The following is a 15,317-nucleotide window of genomic DNA, read 5'->3' as shown; positions in this document are numbered from 1 at the left end:
CTTCATAACCATAAATTTACTGTTTTTATTTTCAATAAAAAATAAAAACAGTAAATTTTAAACACACAACGCTACAAAAAGTATGTCAATAAATATCCGCATTGCAACTATTGAAGATATAGCTTCGGTATTAGAAATTGTAAATCACGAAATTTTACATTCAACTTCAATTTGGGATTATGATACTAGAACATTGGAACAACAAATTGTTATTTTTAAAGAAAAAAAAGAACATGACTTCCCTTTTATTGTGGCAGAAAAAGAAAGCAAAATTGTTGGCTTTGGGACTTATGGATCATTCAGATTTAAAGTTGGGTACCGATTTACGGTCGAACATTCCGTTTATGTTCATAAAGATTTTCATGGAAATGGAATTGGCAAATTATTATTACTAGAATTAATTTCTTTGGCAAAAGCCCAAAAACTACACACGATGATTGGCGTGATTGATTCCGAAAACCAAAGCAGCATTACTTTTCATGAAAAATTTGGTTTTAAAACCGTTGGAATTATCAAAGAATCTGGTTACAAATTCAATCGTTGGTTGGATTCAGTTTTTATGCAATTGATTTTAGAATAAATCAAACTAAAATTTACGCTGTTAACTTAAAGATAAACTTTTGCTAATTGTAAGATGTTTTTAAATTTAAGATAACTTAATTTTCAATTTTGACATTTGTGCGAAATATAAAACAACCACAATTATGTCAAAAATTTACAAAAAAACAAAAAAACTCTTAACCCTACTTTTTTTAATTGCAACAACTTATTCTTGGAGTCAAACGGTTTCATTTACTTCCAATTTTATTGTGACTAATGAAAATCAAGGTACTTTAAATGTGACTTTAAATTTAACCAGTCCAACAACTTCTTCTGTAAATTTAGTTGTTAAAAATGGAGCTTTTAGCACGGCAGATTCTAATGACTTTACTTTAACGACTCAAACTTTAAACTTCACTTCTGGAAGTTCAACAACACAAACTATTGCAATTCCAATTATTGATGATTCTGTTGGTGAACAACATGCTGAGTACTTCGTACTGAGTTTAGAAAATCCGTTAGGATTAACTATTTCAGGCAGCACATTTGCTACCATATATATAAAAGACAACGATTTATTAGCTCGAACTCCTAACCAAGACATTCAATTGGATTATGTTGGAAGTTTTGATCCTTCGGGAGCAAGTACAAGTACCTGCGAAATTGTCGTTCATGATCCTGCTTCACAAAGATTATTCACAATAAGTGCTATAGCTAAAAAATTAGATATTATTAATTTTTCAAACCCTACAAGTTTAAGTGTAATAAGTTCAATTGATATGACACCTTACGGCGGAATTACTAGTGTTGCTGTTAAAAACGGAATTGTTGCTGTAGCTTCTCCAAATAGTAATGAACAATTGAATGGAACTGTTGTATTTTTTGATACCAATGGATCATTCCTAAAACAAGTAACTGTTGGGGCTTTACCTGATATGATTGTTTTTACTCCTGATGGAAATAAGGTTATGACCGCAAACGAAGGGCAACCGAACGATTCCTATTCAAATGATCCTGAAGGCTCGGTTTCTATCATAGATATTTCGGGCGGAATTGCAAGTTTATCACAATCTAATGTTACTACTTTATTATTTACGGGTTATAACTCGCAAGAAACCATATTATTGGCTTCGGGAATTCGTAAAACGAAAGCTTCAAGCACTTTATCTCAAGATTTCGAGCCAGAATACATTACCATTAGTGCCGATTCTCAAAAAGCGTGGGTTACTATTCAAGAAAATAACGCTATTGCAGAAATTAATTTGGCTACCAATTCTTACACAGACCTTTGGGCTTTAGGAACAAAAGATGCAAGCTTGCCTGGAAACGGAATGGATATTTCAGACAATAACAATCAGGTTTTAATTGCCAACTGGCCTATCAAATCCTATTATATTCCAGATGGAGTTGCTAATTATAATGTAGCTGGAGTAAATTATTTAGTGACTGCAAACGAAGGCGACGAAAAAGAATATACAGGTTTAAACGAACGAACCACCATTGGCGCTGGTGCATATACTCTTGATGCTACAAATTTTCCACAAAGTGCTATTCTAAAAAATAGTAATAATGCTGGCAGAATGCGCGTAACTAACCTTAACGGAAATACTGATGGAGATGCTGCTTTTGAAGAGATTTATTCTTTAGGAAGTCGTTCATTTTCAATATTCAATGCAAGTACAAAAACGATTGTTTATGATAGTGGCGATGATTTCGAGAAATATACAGCGTTAACTCCATCTATCAGTGCTGTTTTTAATACAGACCATAGTGATAACGTTAAAAAAGGTAGAAGTCGTGCTAAAGGCCCGGAACCTGAAGGCGTAACACTTGCAGAATTAAACGGACAAACCTTTGCTTTTATTACCTTAGAAAGAGTTGGTGGCGTTATGGTTTACGATATTACAAATCCAAATGACGTGAAATTTGTTGATTATAAAAACAGTCGTAATGTTTCTGCTTATGCAGGTGACAACGGTCCCGAAGGCATAACATTCATTAAAGCTGAAAATACAACTACAGGTAAAAACTATGTGGCTGTTGCCAATGAAATAAGCGGAACAATTTCATTATTTGAAGTCAATACAAATAATTTATCAACTGAAGGTTTTTTTGTTGAACCAAAAACATTTGTGATTTTCCCAAATCCATCAGAAAACGGAGTTGTGTATTTTAACCGTGTTGCTGATTTTGAATTGTATGATTTTAGTGGAAAGTTAATTCAACAAGGAAAAAATGCATTAACAATAGATACATCTCAACTTTCTGCTGGCATTTATTTGGTAAAAACTTCGGGAGGAATTGTAAAAAAATTAGTTATTAAATAACTTTTTATCTTCAATAAAAAAAGCCAGATTGGAATTTCCTTTCTGGCTTTTTTATTTTTAATCTCATTTATTACAAAAATTATAACGAATAGTTTAAGATATATTACCTTTGCAAAAATAAAAATTACCATGTCAAACATATATTTAGGTTATCACTTCTCGGTCGAGCCAAAAGAACTAGGTTCAGAAATCCTTATTGCCGAATTAGGCGAAAAAGCTTTTGAAAGTTTTATAGAAACCGAAGCTGGTTTTTCGGCTTTTGTACAAAAATCACTTTGGACAGCTGACATTATGAATGATATTTACATTTTAGACAATCCGGAGTTTAAAATTTCGTACACTTTCGAAGAAATAGAACAAGTAAACTGGAACGAAGAATGGGAAAAAAACTTTGAAGCGATTGATGTAGACGGAAATTGTCACGTTCGTGCACCTTTTCACCCAAAAACCAATGCCGAATTTGATATTATTATCGAACCTAAAATGAGTTTTGGTACTGGTCATCACGAAACAACGCACATGATGATTCAGCATTTATTAGAAATAAATGTTACTGGAATGAAAACCTTAGACATGGGTTGTGGCACAGCAATTCTTGCCATTCTTGCCGAAATGAAAGGTGCTCAGCCAATAGATGCAATAGATATTGACAATTGGTGTTACCTGAATTCTATCGAAAATGCAGAACGTAATAATTGCAAACACATTACGGTTTACGAAGGAGATGCTGCTTTGCTAAAAGGCAAAAAATACAATTTGATTATTGCCAACATTAATCGCAATATTTTGCTAAACGATATGCAAGCCTATGTAGATTGTTTAAACCCTAAAGGAACTATTCTTTTTAGCGGTTTTTATACCGAAGATATTCCGTTTATAGATGCTGCATGTACCGAAAGAGGATTAACTTACGTTAAAAAATTCGAACGAAACAATTGGGTATCATTAAAATATGTAAATTAGGCGTGGTTTTTATGAAATCCAAAATATAATACCTAAAAAATGGCAACAATAGAAAAAACACAAGTAGCAACTGATGTTCTCGAAGCGGTAGGAATAAACAACGAAATTGTATTATTTAACGATGATGTAAATACTTTCGACCATGTTATAGATACTTTAATTAGAGTTTGCAATCACGATGAATTACAAGCCGAACAATGTGCTTTACTAGTACATTACAAAGGAAAATGTATTGTGAAAACCGGAACTTTTGATGAGCTAAAACCACAATGCTCTTCGCTACTAGAAGCAGGTTTGAGTGCAGAAATAATTTAGCAACAAAAATAAATTTCAATAACAGTTTTAAGATTTAAAGATGGAAGAATACGGAAAAATACTAATTATCGCCATGCCCCTTTTTTTATTATTAATAATAATAGAAAAAATATATGGTTATTACAAAGGCATCGACCACGCTCCTTTGATGGATAGTGTTTCGAGTATAAGTTCTGGAATTACAAATTCTGTAAAAGATGTTTTAGGCATAAGTATTTCGTTATTAAGCTACGAATGGTTGGTTTCTAAACTAGCAATTTTTAGTTTAGAAGCAACTGTGCTAACCTATATTATTGCTTTTTTTATTATCGATTTTTATGGTTATTGGACACATCGTTGGGCGCACCAAATTAATTTTTTTTGGAACAAACACGCCATTCATCACAGTTCGGAAGAATTTAATCTAGCTTGTGCGTTACGACAAACAGTTTCGAGTTTTATAAATTTATTTACCTTTTTACTTATTCCTGCTGCAATTTTAGGTGTTCCTGCTACGGTTATTGCCATCACACTACCTATTCAGTTGTTTTTGCAATTTTGGTATCATACTAGATATATTGGGAAAATGGGTTTCTTGGAAAAAATATTGGTTACACCATCTCACCACAGGGTTCATCACGCTATTAATCCTGAATATATGGATAAAAATCATTCCCAAATATTCATTTTTTGGGACAAATGGTTTGGCACTTTCCAAGAAGAATTACCAGAAGTTCCAGCCGTTTTTGGAATTACGCGTCCTGCAGAAACGTGGAATCCTTTTAAAATAAACTACCAACATTTATGGATTTTAATTAAAGATGCTTGGTATGCCGAAAATTGGAAAGACAAATTCAGAATTTGGTTTATGCCAACTGGTTGGAGACCTGAAGGTTTTGATGAGAAATATCCAATTCACAAAATAGATGATGTATTTAATTTTGATAAATATGGAACCGAAAATTCTAATAAACTAATTGGTTGGTCACTTATACAAATGCTAATTACTTTACTTTTTGTGAGTTATTTGTTTGATAATATTGCAAAAATTGGTTTAACTAATATTTTTGTTTATGGTACTTTTATATTTATCACAATATATAGTTATACCGATTTGATGGACAAAAATAAATATTCAGTTATTTGGGAAATTATCCGATTTATTTTCGCCTTAGGAATTATTAGTTATTATGGCGATTGGTTTGGGTTAAACTCAATAATATCAATAGGAAGTTACTTAGTTTTGGGTTATTTATCCGTTTCATTATTAGTAAACATTTACTTTATAACTATCGATTTCAAATTAGAAACCTCAGAAAACAAAGCAATCTTAAATATTTCAAATGAGTAAATTATTAAATTATTTTCTAGTAATAAGTGCTTTTTATCTATTATTAATCATTTTTGGTCAAGACAATATTGCTTGGTATTTTAAACCATTTCTATTACCTTTTTTAATTTTAGCAACCTATAAATCTGAAGTTTTTTCTACAAAAAAATGGTTGTTTTTTGCCTTATTTTTTTCTTGGATTGGTGATATTATCTTAATGTTTGCAGACAAAGGCGAATTGTATTTTATTTTTGGATTGGTTTCCTTTTTAATTGCTCATATTTTGTTTATAGTACTTTTTATCAAACAAAAATCTGAAGGAAATTATGCTAAAAATTGGCAATTTTGGTTGGGTTTTGTAGCGGTTTTGGTTTATTTAGGAAGTATGTTGTCGTTATTGTTTCCAAAACTAGGAGATTTAAAAATTCCTGTTTCGGTTTATGCTTTTACCATTTCATTAATGCTTGTTATGGCTATAAAAGGTTATTTATCTTGGCAAAAACCCATGAATGTATTAATCCTAATTGGCGCCTTATTTTTTGTAATTTCAGATAGTTTTCTGGCTATTAATAAATTTTACAATCCTATTTTGAGTGCCAATTTCATTATTATGTTTACTTATATTGTAGCACAATATTGTATTACAGCAGGGATTTTAAAACTAAATCAAAAAAAAGATTAATGAGGTAATTTATCCTTTATCACACCATAAAAGAAGGTACCGAGAAGTGCTCCAATTAATATAATACCAACACTCATAAATCCTGCGCCAATAAGTATAAAAATAGGCCCTGGACATGAACCTACTAATGCCCAACCCAATCCGAAAAGCAAACCTCCAATCCAATAACGGAACGAGCCTTTTTCTTTGTCCATAATTTCGATGGTAAGTCCATCAATATCTTTGAGTTTATTTCTTTTAATAATTTGAATTCCAATTACTCCTGTAGTTATAGCAACCCCAATAATTCCGTACATGTGGAACGATTGAAACATAAACATTTCGTATATTCTGTACCAAGAGACCGCTTCCGATTTGGTTAAAACCAATCCGAAAAGAAAACCAACTGCTAAATATTTAAGTAAATTCATTGTCTTAAAATAAAAGTGGAAAAATAAAATGAGCCATAACTAAACCGCCTATGAAAAACCCAATAACCGCTTTTAGTGATGGTAATTGTAAATTACTAAGTCCCGAAATTGCATGACCTGAAGTGCAACCACCAGCATAACGAGAACCAAATCCTATTAAGATCCCGCCTGTTAATAAAATAGAAATCATTTTTGGCGAATGAAAAGCTTCCAATCCAAACATACTATTTGGTGCGATTTTTCCTTCTGGCGCTTCAATACCAAATTTAGATAACTGAGCAATTGTTTCAGGATTTATAACCACATTTGAAGCATCTGACAAAAAATGAACCGCTACAAAACCACCAATCATAGCACCAAAAACCACTATTAGATTCCAACGTTGTGATTTCCAATCCCAATCAAAAAACGAAATATGTTTTCCTACTCCTGTCATAGAACATAAACTCCTAAGATTAGACGACATTCCAAAATGCTTTCCAAAATATATTAATAGAAGCATTACAATTCCAATTAAAAAACCAGAAATTGACCAATGCCAAGTTTGAGAAATAAAATCCATTATTTAATTTTTTACAAAAATAGTAGAATGTTCTTATATTTGTTACAATATATTTAAAGTTTTATAAAATGAAAAAAATATTGTTTGTTATTTTGTTATCATCACTATTCACATCTTGTATTAGTACAAAATCGACTATAAAAAACATTGATGATTCCGTTATTGGACCAGCACTAAATGAAGCTTTTGGTAATTTTATAATTACAAAAAATGCAACCAATAAAAAGTATGGTTATGATAAGGATTATCCTGTAAATGTAAATTTCACTTCGGTAAAAGACGGATTAAATAATCAAATCCGGTTTCTAAATGCTTTGGCTGGACCAAAAGGAGAAAAAATTAAGTATGTACAAAAAGATGCCTGTTGTCCTTTTCCAACTAAAAAAACTGATACCGGGGCAGGAACAATAGATATTTTCGAAATAACTTGGGAAGGACAAACCAAACCAGTTTTGTTGTACATTAACAAATTCGAAAAAGGAGAGCTATTGATTCCTTTTGGTTTATCGGCTAGAATATAATTTAATAAAAAAGTTTGAAAAATTGAATCCAAATTTGTAACAAAAAATAAAAAATATGAATTCATTTTGGAAACAAGTTATTATTCAAACTACACTTAAAAATAAAGGTGAAAAAACTATAGACAATAAAAATTACTCAAACTTTGTACTTGCAAAAGGTTATAGAGAATTTTTAATCAATATTAAACGCCTTCTCAAAGACTTAATCCTAATTACAATTGGTATTTTCTCGGCATCATTTGGGTTTAAAGTTTTTTTGCTAACAAACCATTTTATAGATGGTGGTGCAACAGGTATTTCCTTACTTATTTCGGCATTAACAGAAATACCACTTTATATCCTTATTATTTGCGTGAATATTCCTTTTATACTACTTGCTTACAATATTCTAGGTAAACCATTTGCTGTCAAAACAACTATCGCCATTACCACACTTGAACTTAATAAACTAAATACCGAAATCGAAAAAATTGAACCAACAGCATTTGTAGTAATGAATAGTGTAAAAGACACTAAAGGCGGTATAATTAAAAAGCGTCCGTTAGAACACTGACATTACGATGGAATTAAAAAATTAAACCGAAAATCTGTCAATTAAATACATATTTAATTGACAGATTTTCGGTTTAAATAAATTATCAGTAATTGGACTTAGTTTAACAATTTCAATCATTCTGCCATAATACTGACAGTAATCTAAACATTAAATAATTTTAAAGCAATAGTAAAAGTGCTTCCCAAACCCAATTCACTCTCCACACTTATGGTTCCGTTTTGTGCTTCAATAAATTCTTTACTGATTGCTAAACCCAATCCTGTTCCTGATTTATGACTTCCAGGAATTTGGAAATATTTATCAAAAACTTTCGCTTTATATCGGTTATCAATCCCTTTTCCAGTATCAATAACTCGAAACACTATTTGATCATTTTCTTCTTTTAATTTTACGGTTATCTTACTGCTTTCAGAAGAATATCTTATTGCATTAGTCAAAAAATTAATTAAGACCCAAGCAGTTTTTTCGCTATCTGCTTTTACGCTTGGAAGGTTTTCATCGGCTTCAATATTCAGTTCAATTTGCTTTTGTTCGGCTTGAACTTTTACGGCTTCTGTAGCGTAATGAACAATCTCATAAGGATTACTTTTCTCTATGTTTAACTTTATATTTCCAGTTTCAAGTTGCGAAAGTTCCAGTAATTCTCCTGTAATTTTCAGCAAGCGATCACTATCTTCTTTTACACTTTCTATTAAGTGTTTTTGCTCGTCATTTAATATTCCTGTTTGATCTTTTTCTAATAATTGCAAACTTAATTTTATGGAAGAAATTGGTGTTTTTAATTCATGAGAAATTGTGGCAATAAAATTGGTTTTGGCAAAATCCAATTCTTTAAACGGAGTTATATTTCTTAAAATAATTACATCTCCAATATAAATAGTATGCTCTTCACCAGTAGGTTTTATAGTAATATTTACAATTTCTTTTTCAAAATAGCTTTCTTTACCATCAGCAAAAATCTTCATTGGTACTGCTTTTTGCTTTTTATTTTCTAATTCAGCAATGATTAAAGATTTTATTAAATCATTTTTCAAAGCCAAATTAGCTGCCAATTTTCCAATGACATCATCCAATTTTACTCCCATTATTTTCAAAGCTTCATCATTTGCAAAAAGAATATAACCTTGCTCATCTAATCCAATAATAGGATCGTGCATATTATTAATCAGCGTTTCCAATCGTTTCTTTTCAAATAATAATTTGTACAAATTACTATTGTTGTATTCTTGGAGCTTTTTTGCCATTGTATTGAACGATTTCGCTAAATCTCCAAACTCGTTGTGTTTTAAAAAATGTACCCGTTCTGAATAGTTTTTATTGGCAATTTGTTTGATACTTTCTGTGAGTTCCTGAATTGGATTGGCAATATTATTGGGCAAATTAATCAAAAGATTAAAGGCAATCAGAAAGCAAAGTGTTCCAGTAATAGCAATCCACAAATTAGCAGTTTCTGCTGTATGTTTAGCAATATCACTTTTCTGTTTTATAGCTTTCATGTTTAGTTTCATGATTTCAAAAATATCAGCTCTAATTTGATTTTTGACACTTACGCTGCTGGGATTTTGCTTTAATAAATTAAAATTATTTTTTAAATCATTTGTGGCTTTCTCTTCTCCTATTTCTGTAATGTTGCTTAATTGTTTTAGCAAATTAGTTTCAAAAACAGTAATTTTTTCCATTTCATTAATATCAATTTGATCTAATGAAAGTAGCATATTTCTAGAATATTCTAAAGTATTGTAATTAGCTTTCAGAATGTTTTCGGTATCTTTTTTAATAGAAAATATATAGAAAGCACTTACTAATGTGAGGATTAATATTAGTACAAATAACAATCCCACGCCTAGATTTAATTTTGTTTTAATTTTCATTATGATAGAATTATAAGGTCAATATTCGATGATGATAAACGATGAAGTAGTTTATTGAAAATAGTTGTCGATAAAATTACTTTAAATAAACTCAAATGTGGTTTTCCGATACAAACAGTTGTAATTTGCTTTTGATTGACAACTTCAAGCATCGCATCGGTAATGTTCTTATGCTCAACTTTTATAACTTCGGCACCGAGTTGTGTAGCCAATTTGAAATTATTTATCAAATGTCGCTGTTTGTCTAAAGCGATTTTATGACTGCTTTCTTTGGGTGTTTCTACATACAAAACGTACCATTTACTGTTATAATAACTGGCCAATCGTGCCGTTTTTCTAATGACAATTTTAGCTGTTTTATCGTTACTGCTAATGCAAGCCAGCAATTTTTCGTGTCGTAATGCAATGTTTTTTGGAACTTCATTTTCTACTTTTCGAACGACTTGGCTGGCTACTTCTTTTAAAGCCAATTCCCGTAATTGCAGGATTTGATCCGATTTAAAGAAGTTATTTAGTGCTGTTGGAATTTTATCCGCAGTATATATTTTTCCTTCTTTTAAGCGAACAATCAAATCTTCAGCTGTCAAATCAATATTAACTACCTCATCAGCCATTCTTAATACATTATCTGGAATGCGTTCTTGAACATCAATATTTGTAATGTGTTTTACATCTTCATTTAAACTTTCGATATGCTGAATATTTACCGCCGAAATTACATTTATTCCAGCTTCCAGAATTTCCATAACATCTTGCCAGCGTTTTTCATTCTTACTGCCTTCGATATTTGTGTGTGCCAATTCATCGACAATTACAACTTCAGGGCGCAAATTAATAATGGCCTGCAAATCCATTTCTTCCAGATTTTTTCCTTTATAAAAAAGTGTTCTTCTGGGAATTACCGGCAAACCATCTAATAACTCGTGGGTTTCTTTTCGATTATGGGTTTCGATGTAACCAATTTTGATATCAATGCCATTTTTTAACAACGTGTGAGCTTCCTGCAGCATACGAAAAGTCTTGCCTACACCGGCACTCATACCGATGTAAACTTTAAACTTTCCTCTGCGTGATTTCTGAATTAAATCAAGAAAGTGTTTGACGTTATTTTCTTTTTCGTTCATTAAAATGATATTGCTAAAGATGTTGTTAAAAACATATTATTATCCGTTGGATTATTATTTTTCAAAAACACTTCGTCTTTACTCGTTAAATTTCTAGCTTCAATTCTAAACATAACGTTGTCAGAAACTAAATAATCAAAATTAGCTGAAAAACCATAGGTTTTAAATCCGTTTTCAGTTCCAGTTGCGATAATTACTCCTTTTTCATCATCATAATATTCTCCTCTTGCCGTCAACTGAATTTTAGCTGTTGGTTTGTATTGCACAATTAAAACTGGTGAAAACCAAGTGTCGTATTTTTTACTTTTATTGACTGATTGTTGAGATCCGATATCAAAACCAGCGGTTAAGCTTGTTTTATCAGAAACTTTGAATTGACCGTAAAGATTATGAAATTGTCTCCATTTTCTATCTACATCTGGCTGTTCGTTACCAACATAAGTACTCCAATTCAATGTTGCTTTTGCACTCGGTTTGTACGTAATTTGTGTACCGAAAGCAGGTGTTTGATTCCCATCAATTTTCTGAATTCGTTGCCAACCGTTCAAATACATCGCTGCCAAATACCATTTTTCAGATTTTGAAGTGTAACCAATTTTTACTCCAGCTTCATAATAAGGCGAATTATCCGCTAAAACACTTCTTGTTAAAGTTTGACAATCTTTTCCGATAGCACTTTCAAAACCAATATGAGATGGCATTATCCCTGCATCAACCCAAAGATTGTATTTTGATGAAATCTTTACACCAATATTTGCTTCATATACATTTTTTATCAAATCCTGTTCCGCAGTCATATTATATTCTGCATATGTTCCTGCCATAATCGCAAAATTCCCACGAATATTATCTTTAGCATAATTAACTTTTGCCAATCCTAAATTCAAATTCAATTCATTGTGTTTGTTGTGACTATAAACAAATCCTGGACGCACGTGATTATCAGGATTCCCAAAATCATAACTGTAATACGTTTCTATATAACCCGAAAACGTAAATGGGTTTGGTGCTTTTTCGGTTTCCTGTGCATTTATTGTTGTAAATCCGAAAGCTATTAAAGCTGTAACTATTATTTTTTTCATTTTTATTAATTTGATATTTTATAAGGGCTTTTAAAGTTTTTAATTCTTAAATGCTCAAAATTAAGATTATTTTATTTCAATTCGTCCAAAGCAATATTTAACTCCAAAACATTTACTGTTGAAGTTCCTATAACTGTTGATGTATTGATTTTGGTTTCCACCAAAGATTTTACTTTTCCTTCGGCTAATTTTCTTTCTTTTGCTACTCTTTTTACTTGAATTAAAGCTCCTTCAGGAGAAATATTCGGGTCTAAACCACTTCCTGAAGCAGTAACCATATCTGAAGGAATGTCTGATTTTTTCAGGTAAGGATGCACGATTAAAAACGTATCTATTCTCTTTTGAACCTGAGCTAAATAATCAAGATTACTTGGTCCTTTGTTACTTCCGGCACTTCCGGCAGCGTTATAATCGACTGCGGAAGGTCTTCCCCAGAAATAATTGGACTTATCAAATTTTTGTCCGATTTTTTGATAACCTACTACTCTTCCATTAAGAGAAATGGTTTCTCCTTTTCCTTTGTTTGGAGCAAACTGTGCAATTCCATAAATCACTAACGGATAAATCACTGCACACAATAAGAGTGTTGCCAATGTTAATTTGAATATTGAAAATATATTTTTCATTTTTTTATTTTTATATACCTAACAGTTTTTTAATCCCTGTTAGGTTTGATTTTACATAAATAATGCTACTACTAAATCAATTAATTTGATTCCGATAAAAGGAACAATCAATCCGCCCAATCCATAAATTAAAAGATTTCTTTTTAGAATTGCACTTGCTCCAATTGGTTTGTAATCAACACCTTTTAATGCCAACGGAATTAAAATTGGAATGATAAGTGCATTAAAGATAACAGCCGATAAAATAGCACTTTCAGGACTGTGCAAACGCATAATATTCAATCCTTCTAATGCTGGAATTGCTGTGATGAAAAGCGCTGGAACAATGGCAAAATATTTGGCCACATCATTTGCAATTGAGAAAGTGGTAAGCGTTCCTCTAGTCATCAATAATTGTTTCCCGATTTCTATGATTTCAATTAACTTAGTGGGATCATTGTCCAAATCGACCATATTTCCTGCTTCTTTTGCTGCTTGTGTTCCACTATTCATTGCTACACCAACATCGGCTTGCGCAAGAGCGGGTGCATCATTCGTACCATCTCCCATCATTGCTACGAGTTTACCATTTTGCTGCTCGTTTTTGATGTAATTCATTTTATCCTCAGGTTTGGCTTCGGCAATAAAATCATCAACACCTGCTTTTTCGGCAATAAATTTGGCAGTAAGAGGATTATCACCAGTAACCATAACGGTTTTCACACCCATTTTTCTCAAGCGGTCAAAACGTTCTTTCATTCCCGTTTTGATGATGTCCTGTAACTCTATAACACCCTGAACCTGATTGTTTTTCACTACAACCAATGGCGTTCCTCCATTAGAGGAAATATCAATTACTTGTTGCGCAGTATCTTCTGGAAATGGATTTCCTGCTTGTTTTGCAATATTTTTTACTGCATCCTGTGCTCCTTTTCTAATGTCTGTTCCATCTTTTAAAATGACACCCGACGTTCTAGTTTCAGCAGTAAATTTTATAGTTTCAGCAACTGGAGAATGAGTCGCTAATGAGGTTTTAATATCATTGTCTAGTTTTTCGCTTAACTCGATAATACTTTTACCTTCGGGTGTATCATCAGCCAATGAACTCAAAACAGCCGACTGTACAAAATCTGAAAATGCAATGCCATTTGTAGGATAAAAATTAGTTGCTTTTCTGTTTCCGATTGTTATTGTTCCTGTTTTATCCAAAAGCAATACATCAATATCCCCAGCAGTTTCTACTGCTTTTCCTGATTTTGTAATGACATTGGCACGCAACGCTCTGTCCATTCCCGCAATTCCAATTGCTGACAGTAAACCACCAATTGTTGTTGGAATCAAGCAAACAAAAAGTGAAATGAAAGCAGCAATAGTTATTGGTGCATTTGCATAATCAGCAAAAGGTTTCAACGTAACACAAACAATCACGAAGATTAAAGTAAATGCTGCCAACAAAATCGTCAAGGCAATTTCGTTTGGTGTTTTTTGTCGGCTTGCGCCTTCAACCAATGCAATCATTTTATCTAAAAAACTTTCACCAGGTTCATTGGTTACGATAACCTTGATTTTATCTGATAAAACTTTTGTCCCTCCAGTTACCGATGATTTATCACCACCTGATTCACGAATTACGGGTGCACTTTCTCCAGTAATTGCACTTTCATCTATTGTGGCTAAACCTTCGATGATTTCACCATCGGTGGCAATTAAATCACCTGCCTCACAAACAAAGATATCGCCTTTTTTCAATTCAGATGAACTGATATTTTTGATTTCTCCATTAGGTAAAACTTGTTTTGCTGGCGTTTCTTCACGTGTTTTTCTCAAACTATCGGCCTGTGCTTTTCCTCTGGCTTCGGCAATGGCTTCGGCAAAATTGGCAAACAAAAGCGTTGCCAATAAAATTAGAAACACAATAAAATTATATGCAAAACTGCCTTGATCCTGTGCGCCAAATAATATGGAAATACACACAACAAACATAATAGCAGTTCCTATTTCTACGGTAAACATTACCGGATTTTTGAACATTATCTTTGGGTTCAGCTTCACGAAAGACTGCACTAAGGCATCTTTCACTTGCTTACTCTCAAATAATGATGTGGATTTATTATTACTCATTTTGATATATTATTTTAATGAAAAGTATTCTGCCAATGGGCCTAAAGCTAAAGCAGGAAAGAATGACAATGCAGCAATAATCGCAATTACAGCAAAAACCATGATTCCAAAAATAGGAGTGTCAGTTTTTAAAGTTCCTGCACTTTCCGGGATGTATTTTTTATTAGCCAATAAACCAGCAATAGCCAATGGGCCAATAATTGGAATAAAACGACTCAATAACAATACAATTCCTGTAGTAATATTCCAAAATGGATTATTGTCTCCCAAACCTTCAAAACCTGAACCATTGTTGGCTGCACTTGAGGTAAATTCGTATAACATTTCTG

At 32.1% G+C, this 15,317-nt stretch carries 16 protein-coding genes; 8 read left to right on the top strand and 8 right to left on the bottom strand.

The features are described 5' to 3' along the window. The first annotated feature begins 82 nt into the window (after window positions 1-82). From ACH2BG_RS09480 to ACH2BG_RS09455, 6 genes are all read left to right on the top strand, one after another. On the top strand, window positions 83-580 hold the full coding sequence (locus ACH2BG_RS09480; protein WP_395047452.1) for a GNAT family N-acetyltransferase: 498 nt from the start codon (window positions 83-85) through the stop codon (window positions 578-580). A gap of 124 nt (window positions 581-704) precedes the next feature. Beyond that, window positions 705-2,867: a choice-of-anchor I family protein gene (locus ACH2BG_RS09475; RefSeq protein WP_395047451.1), complete on the top strand. Its 2,163-nt coding sequence runs from the start codon at window positions 705-707 to the stop codon at window positions 2,865-2,867. A gap of 129 nt (window positions 2,868-2,996) precedes the next feature. After that, window positions 2,997-3,830, top strand: coding sequence for a 50S ribosomal protein L11 methyltransferase (prmA, locus tag ACH2BG_RS09470; RefSeq protein ID WP_395047450.1), 834 nt, complete (start codon window positions 2,997-2,999; stop codon window positions 3,828-3,830). Window positions 3,831-3,869: 39 nt separating this feature from the next. Beyond that, on the top strand, window positions 3,870-4,145 hold the full coding sequence (locus ACH2BG_RS09465; protein WP_395047449.1) for an ATP-dependent Clp protease adaptor ClpS: 276 nt from the start codon (window positions 3,870-3,872) through the stop codon (window positions 4,143-4,145). Window positions 4,146-4,185: 40 nt separating this feature from the next. Further along, window positions 4,186-5,475: a sterol desaturase family protein gene (locus tag ACH2BG_RS09460; protein ID WP_395047448.1), complete on the top strand. Its 1,290-nt coding sequence runs from the start codon at window positions 4,186-4,188 to the stop codon at window positions 5,473-5,475. Next, window positions 5,468-6,136, top strand: a complete 669-nt coding sequence (locus ACH2BG_RS09455) for a lysoplasmalogenase (RefSeq protein WP_395047447.1) — start codon at window positions 5,468-5,470, stop codon at window positions 6,134-6,136. The genes ACH2BG_RS09460 and ACH2BG_RS09455 overlap by 8 nt, the downstream gene beginning before the upstream one ends. Here the strand turns inward: ACH2BG_RS09455 and ACH2BG_RS09450 are convergent. Then, window positions 6,133-6,546 carry a DUF6691 family protein gene (locus ACH2BG_RS09450; protein ID WP_395047446.1) on the bottom strand — a complete coding sequence of 138 codons (414 nt, stop codon included), beginning with the start codon at window positions 6,544-6,546 and terminating at the stop codon, window positions 6,133-6,135. The genes ACH2BG_RS09455 and ACH2BG_RS09450 overlap by 4 nt on opposite strands. Window positions 6,547-6,550: 4 nt before the next feature. Continuing rightward, on the bottom strand, window positions 6,551-7,108 hold the full coding sequence (locus ACH2BG_RS09445) for a YeeE/YedE family protein (protein ID WP_395047445.1): 558 nt from the start codon (window positions 7,106-7,108) through the stop codon (window positions 6,551-6,553). A 68-nt stretch (window positions 7,109-7,176) separates the two neighbouring features. Here ACH2BG_RS09445 and ACH2BG_RS09440 point away from each other — a divergent pair, with 68 nt between their 5' ends. Together ACH2BG_RS09440 and ACH2BG_RS09435 are read left to right on the top strand one after the other, a co-directional pair. Then, entirely contained in the window at window positions 7,177-7,629 is a 453-nt protein-coding gene (locus tag ACH2BG_RS09440) for a 2-dehydro-3-deoxyphosphooctonate aldolase (RefSeq protein ID WP_395047444.1), read from the top strand. 55 nt (window positions 7,630-7,684) lie between these two features. Continuing rightward, the gene (locus ACH2BG_RS09435; RefSeq protein ID WP_395047443.1) at window positions 7,685-8,182 is read left to right on the top strand and encodes a YitT family protein; all 498 of its coding nucleotides are present in this window, start codon (window positions 7,685-7,687) and stop codon (window positions 8,180-8,182) included. 143 nt (window positions 8,183-8,325) lie between these two features. Here ACH2BG_RS09435 and ACH2BG_RS09430 read toward each other — a convergent pair whose 3' ends face one another. The 6 genes from ACH2BG_RS09430 to ACH2BG_RS09405 form a co-directional block, all read right to left on the bottom strand. Continuing rightward, window positions 8,326-10,056 carry an ATP-binding protein gene (locus tag ACH2BG_RS09430; protein ID WP_395047442.1) on the bottom strand — a complete coding sequence of 577 codons (1,731 nt, stop codon included), beginning with the start codon at window positions 10,054-10,056 and terminating at the stop codon, window positions 8,326-8,328. Then, window positions 10,056-11,180: a sensor protein KdpD gene (locus tag ACH2BG_RS09425; protein ID WP_395047441.1), complete on the bottom strand. Its 1,125-nt coding sequence runs from the start codon at window positions 11,178-11,180 to the stop codon at window positions 10,056-10,058. Before ACH2BG_RS09425 ends, ACH2BG_RS09430 begins: the two co-directional genes overlap by 1 nt. Continuing rightward, on the bottom strand, window positions 11,180-12,262 hold the full coding sequence (locus ACH2BG_RS09420) for a porin (protein WP_395047440.1): 1,083 nt from the start codon (window positions 12,260-12,262) through the stop codon (window positions 11,180-11,182). Before ACH2BG_RS09420 ends, ACH2BG_RS09425 begins: the two co-directional genes overlap by 1 nt. A gap of 71 nt (window positions 12,263-12,333) precedes the next feature. Then, window positions 12,334-12,888, bottom strand: coding sequence for a K(+)-transporting ATPase subunit C (locus ACH2BG_RS09415; RefSeq protein WP_395047439.1), 555 nt, complete (start codon window positions 12,886-12,888; stop codon window positions 12,334-12,336). Window positions 12,889-12,939: 51 nt separating this feature from the next. Then, the gene (gene kdpB, locus ACH2BG_RS09410) at window positions 12,940-14,988 is read right to left on the bottom strand and encodes a potassium-transporting ATPase subunit KdpB (protein WP_395047438.1); all 2,049 of its coding nucleotides are present in this window, start codon (window positions 14,986-14,988) and stop codon (window positions 12,940-12,942) included. A 9-nt stretch (window positions 14,989-14,997) separates the two neighbouring features. Continuing rightward, window positions 14,998-15,317: potassium-transporting ATPase subunit KdpA (locus tag ACH2BG_RS09405; RefSeq protein WP_395047437.1), on the bottom strand; the 320-nt coding region annotated here is incomplete at its 5' end.

The sequence above is a fragment of the Flavobacterium sp. genome (genome assembly GCF_043779715.1).
GTDB lineage: Bacteria > Bacteroidota > Bacteroidia > Flavobacteriales > Flavobacteriaceae > Flavobacterium.
Note: the sequence above shows the minus strand (reverse complement) of the source record. Positions and strands in the feature narration are given on the sequence as shown.

Bases quoted from the DNA above. Each gene is read 5' to 3' on its own strand.
- ACH2BG_RS09420 (WP_395047440.1), bottom strand. From the start codon at position 12,262: ATGAAAAAAATAATAGTTACAGCTTTAATAGCTTTCGGATTTACAACA.
- ACH2BG_RS09415 (WP_395047439.1), bottom strand. From the start codon at position 12,888: ATGAAAAATATATTTTCAATATTCAAATTAACATTGGCAACACTCTTA.
- ACH2BG_RS09455 (WP_395047447.1), top strand. From the start codon at position 5,468: ATGAGTAAATTATTAAATTATTTTCTAGTAATAAGTGCTTTTTATCTA.
- ACH2BG_RS09435 (WP_395047443.1), top strand. From the start codon at position 7,685: ATGAATTCATTTTGGAAACAAGTTATTATTCAAACTACACTTAAAAAT.
- ACH2BG_RS09480 (WP_395047452.1), top strand. From the start codon at position 83: ATGTCAATAAATATCCGCATTGCAACTATTGAAGATATAGCTTCGGTA.
- ACH2BG_RS09475 (WP_395047451.1), top strand. From the start codon at position 705: ATGTCAAAAATTTACAAAAAAACAAAAAAACTCTTAACCCTACTTTTT.
- ACH2BG_RS09445 (WP_395047445.1), bottom strand. From the start codon at position 7,108: ATGGATTTTATTTCTCAAACTTGGCATTGGTCAATTTCTGGTTTTTTA.
- ACH2BG_RS09430 (WP_395047442.1), bottom strand. From the start codon at position 10,056: ATGAAAATTAAAACAAAATTAAATCTAGGCGTGGGATTGTTATTTGTA.
- ACH2BG_RS09425 (WP_395047441.1), bottom strand. From the start codon at position 11,180: ATGAACGAAAAAGAAAATAACGTCAAACACTTTCTTGATTTAATTCAG.
- ACH2BG_RS09460 (WP_395047448.1), top strand. From the start codon at position 4,186: ATGGAAGAATACGGAAAAATACTAATTATCGCCATGCCCCTTTTTTTA.
- ACH2BG_RS09450 (WP_395047446.1), bottom strand. From the start codon at position 6,546: ATGAATTTACTTAAATATTTAGCAGTTGGTTTTCTTTTCGGATTGGTT.
- kdpB (WP_395047438.1), bottom strand. From the start codon at position 14,988: ATGAGTAATAATAAATCCACATCATTATTTGAGAGTAAGCAAGTGAAA.
- ACH2BG_RS09440 (WP_395047444.1), top strand. From the start codon at position 7,177: ATGAAAAAAATATTGTTTGTTATTTTGTTATCATCACTATTCACATCT.
- prmA (WP_395047450.1), top strand. From the start codon at position 2,997: ATGTCAAACATATATTTAGGTTATCACTTCTCGGTCGAGCCAAAAGAA.
- ACH2BG_RS09465 (WP_395047449.1), top strand. From the start codon at position 3,870: ATGGCAACAATAGAAAAAACACAAGTAGCAACTGATGTTCTCGAAGCG.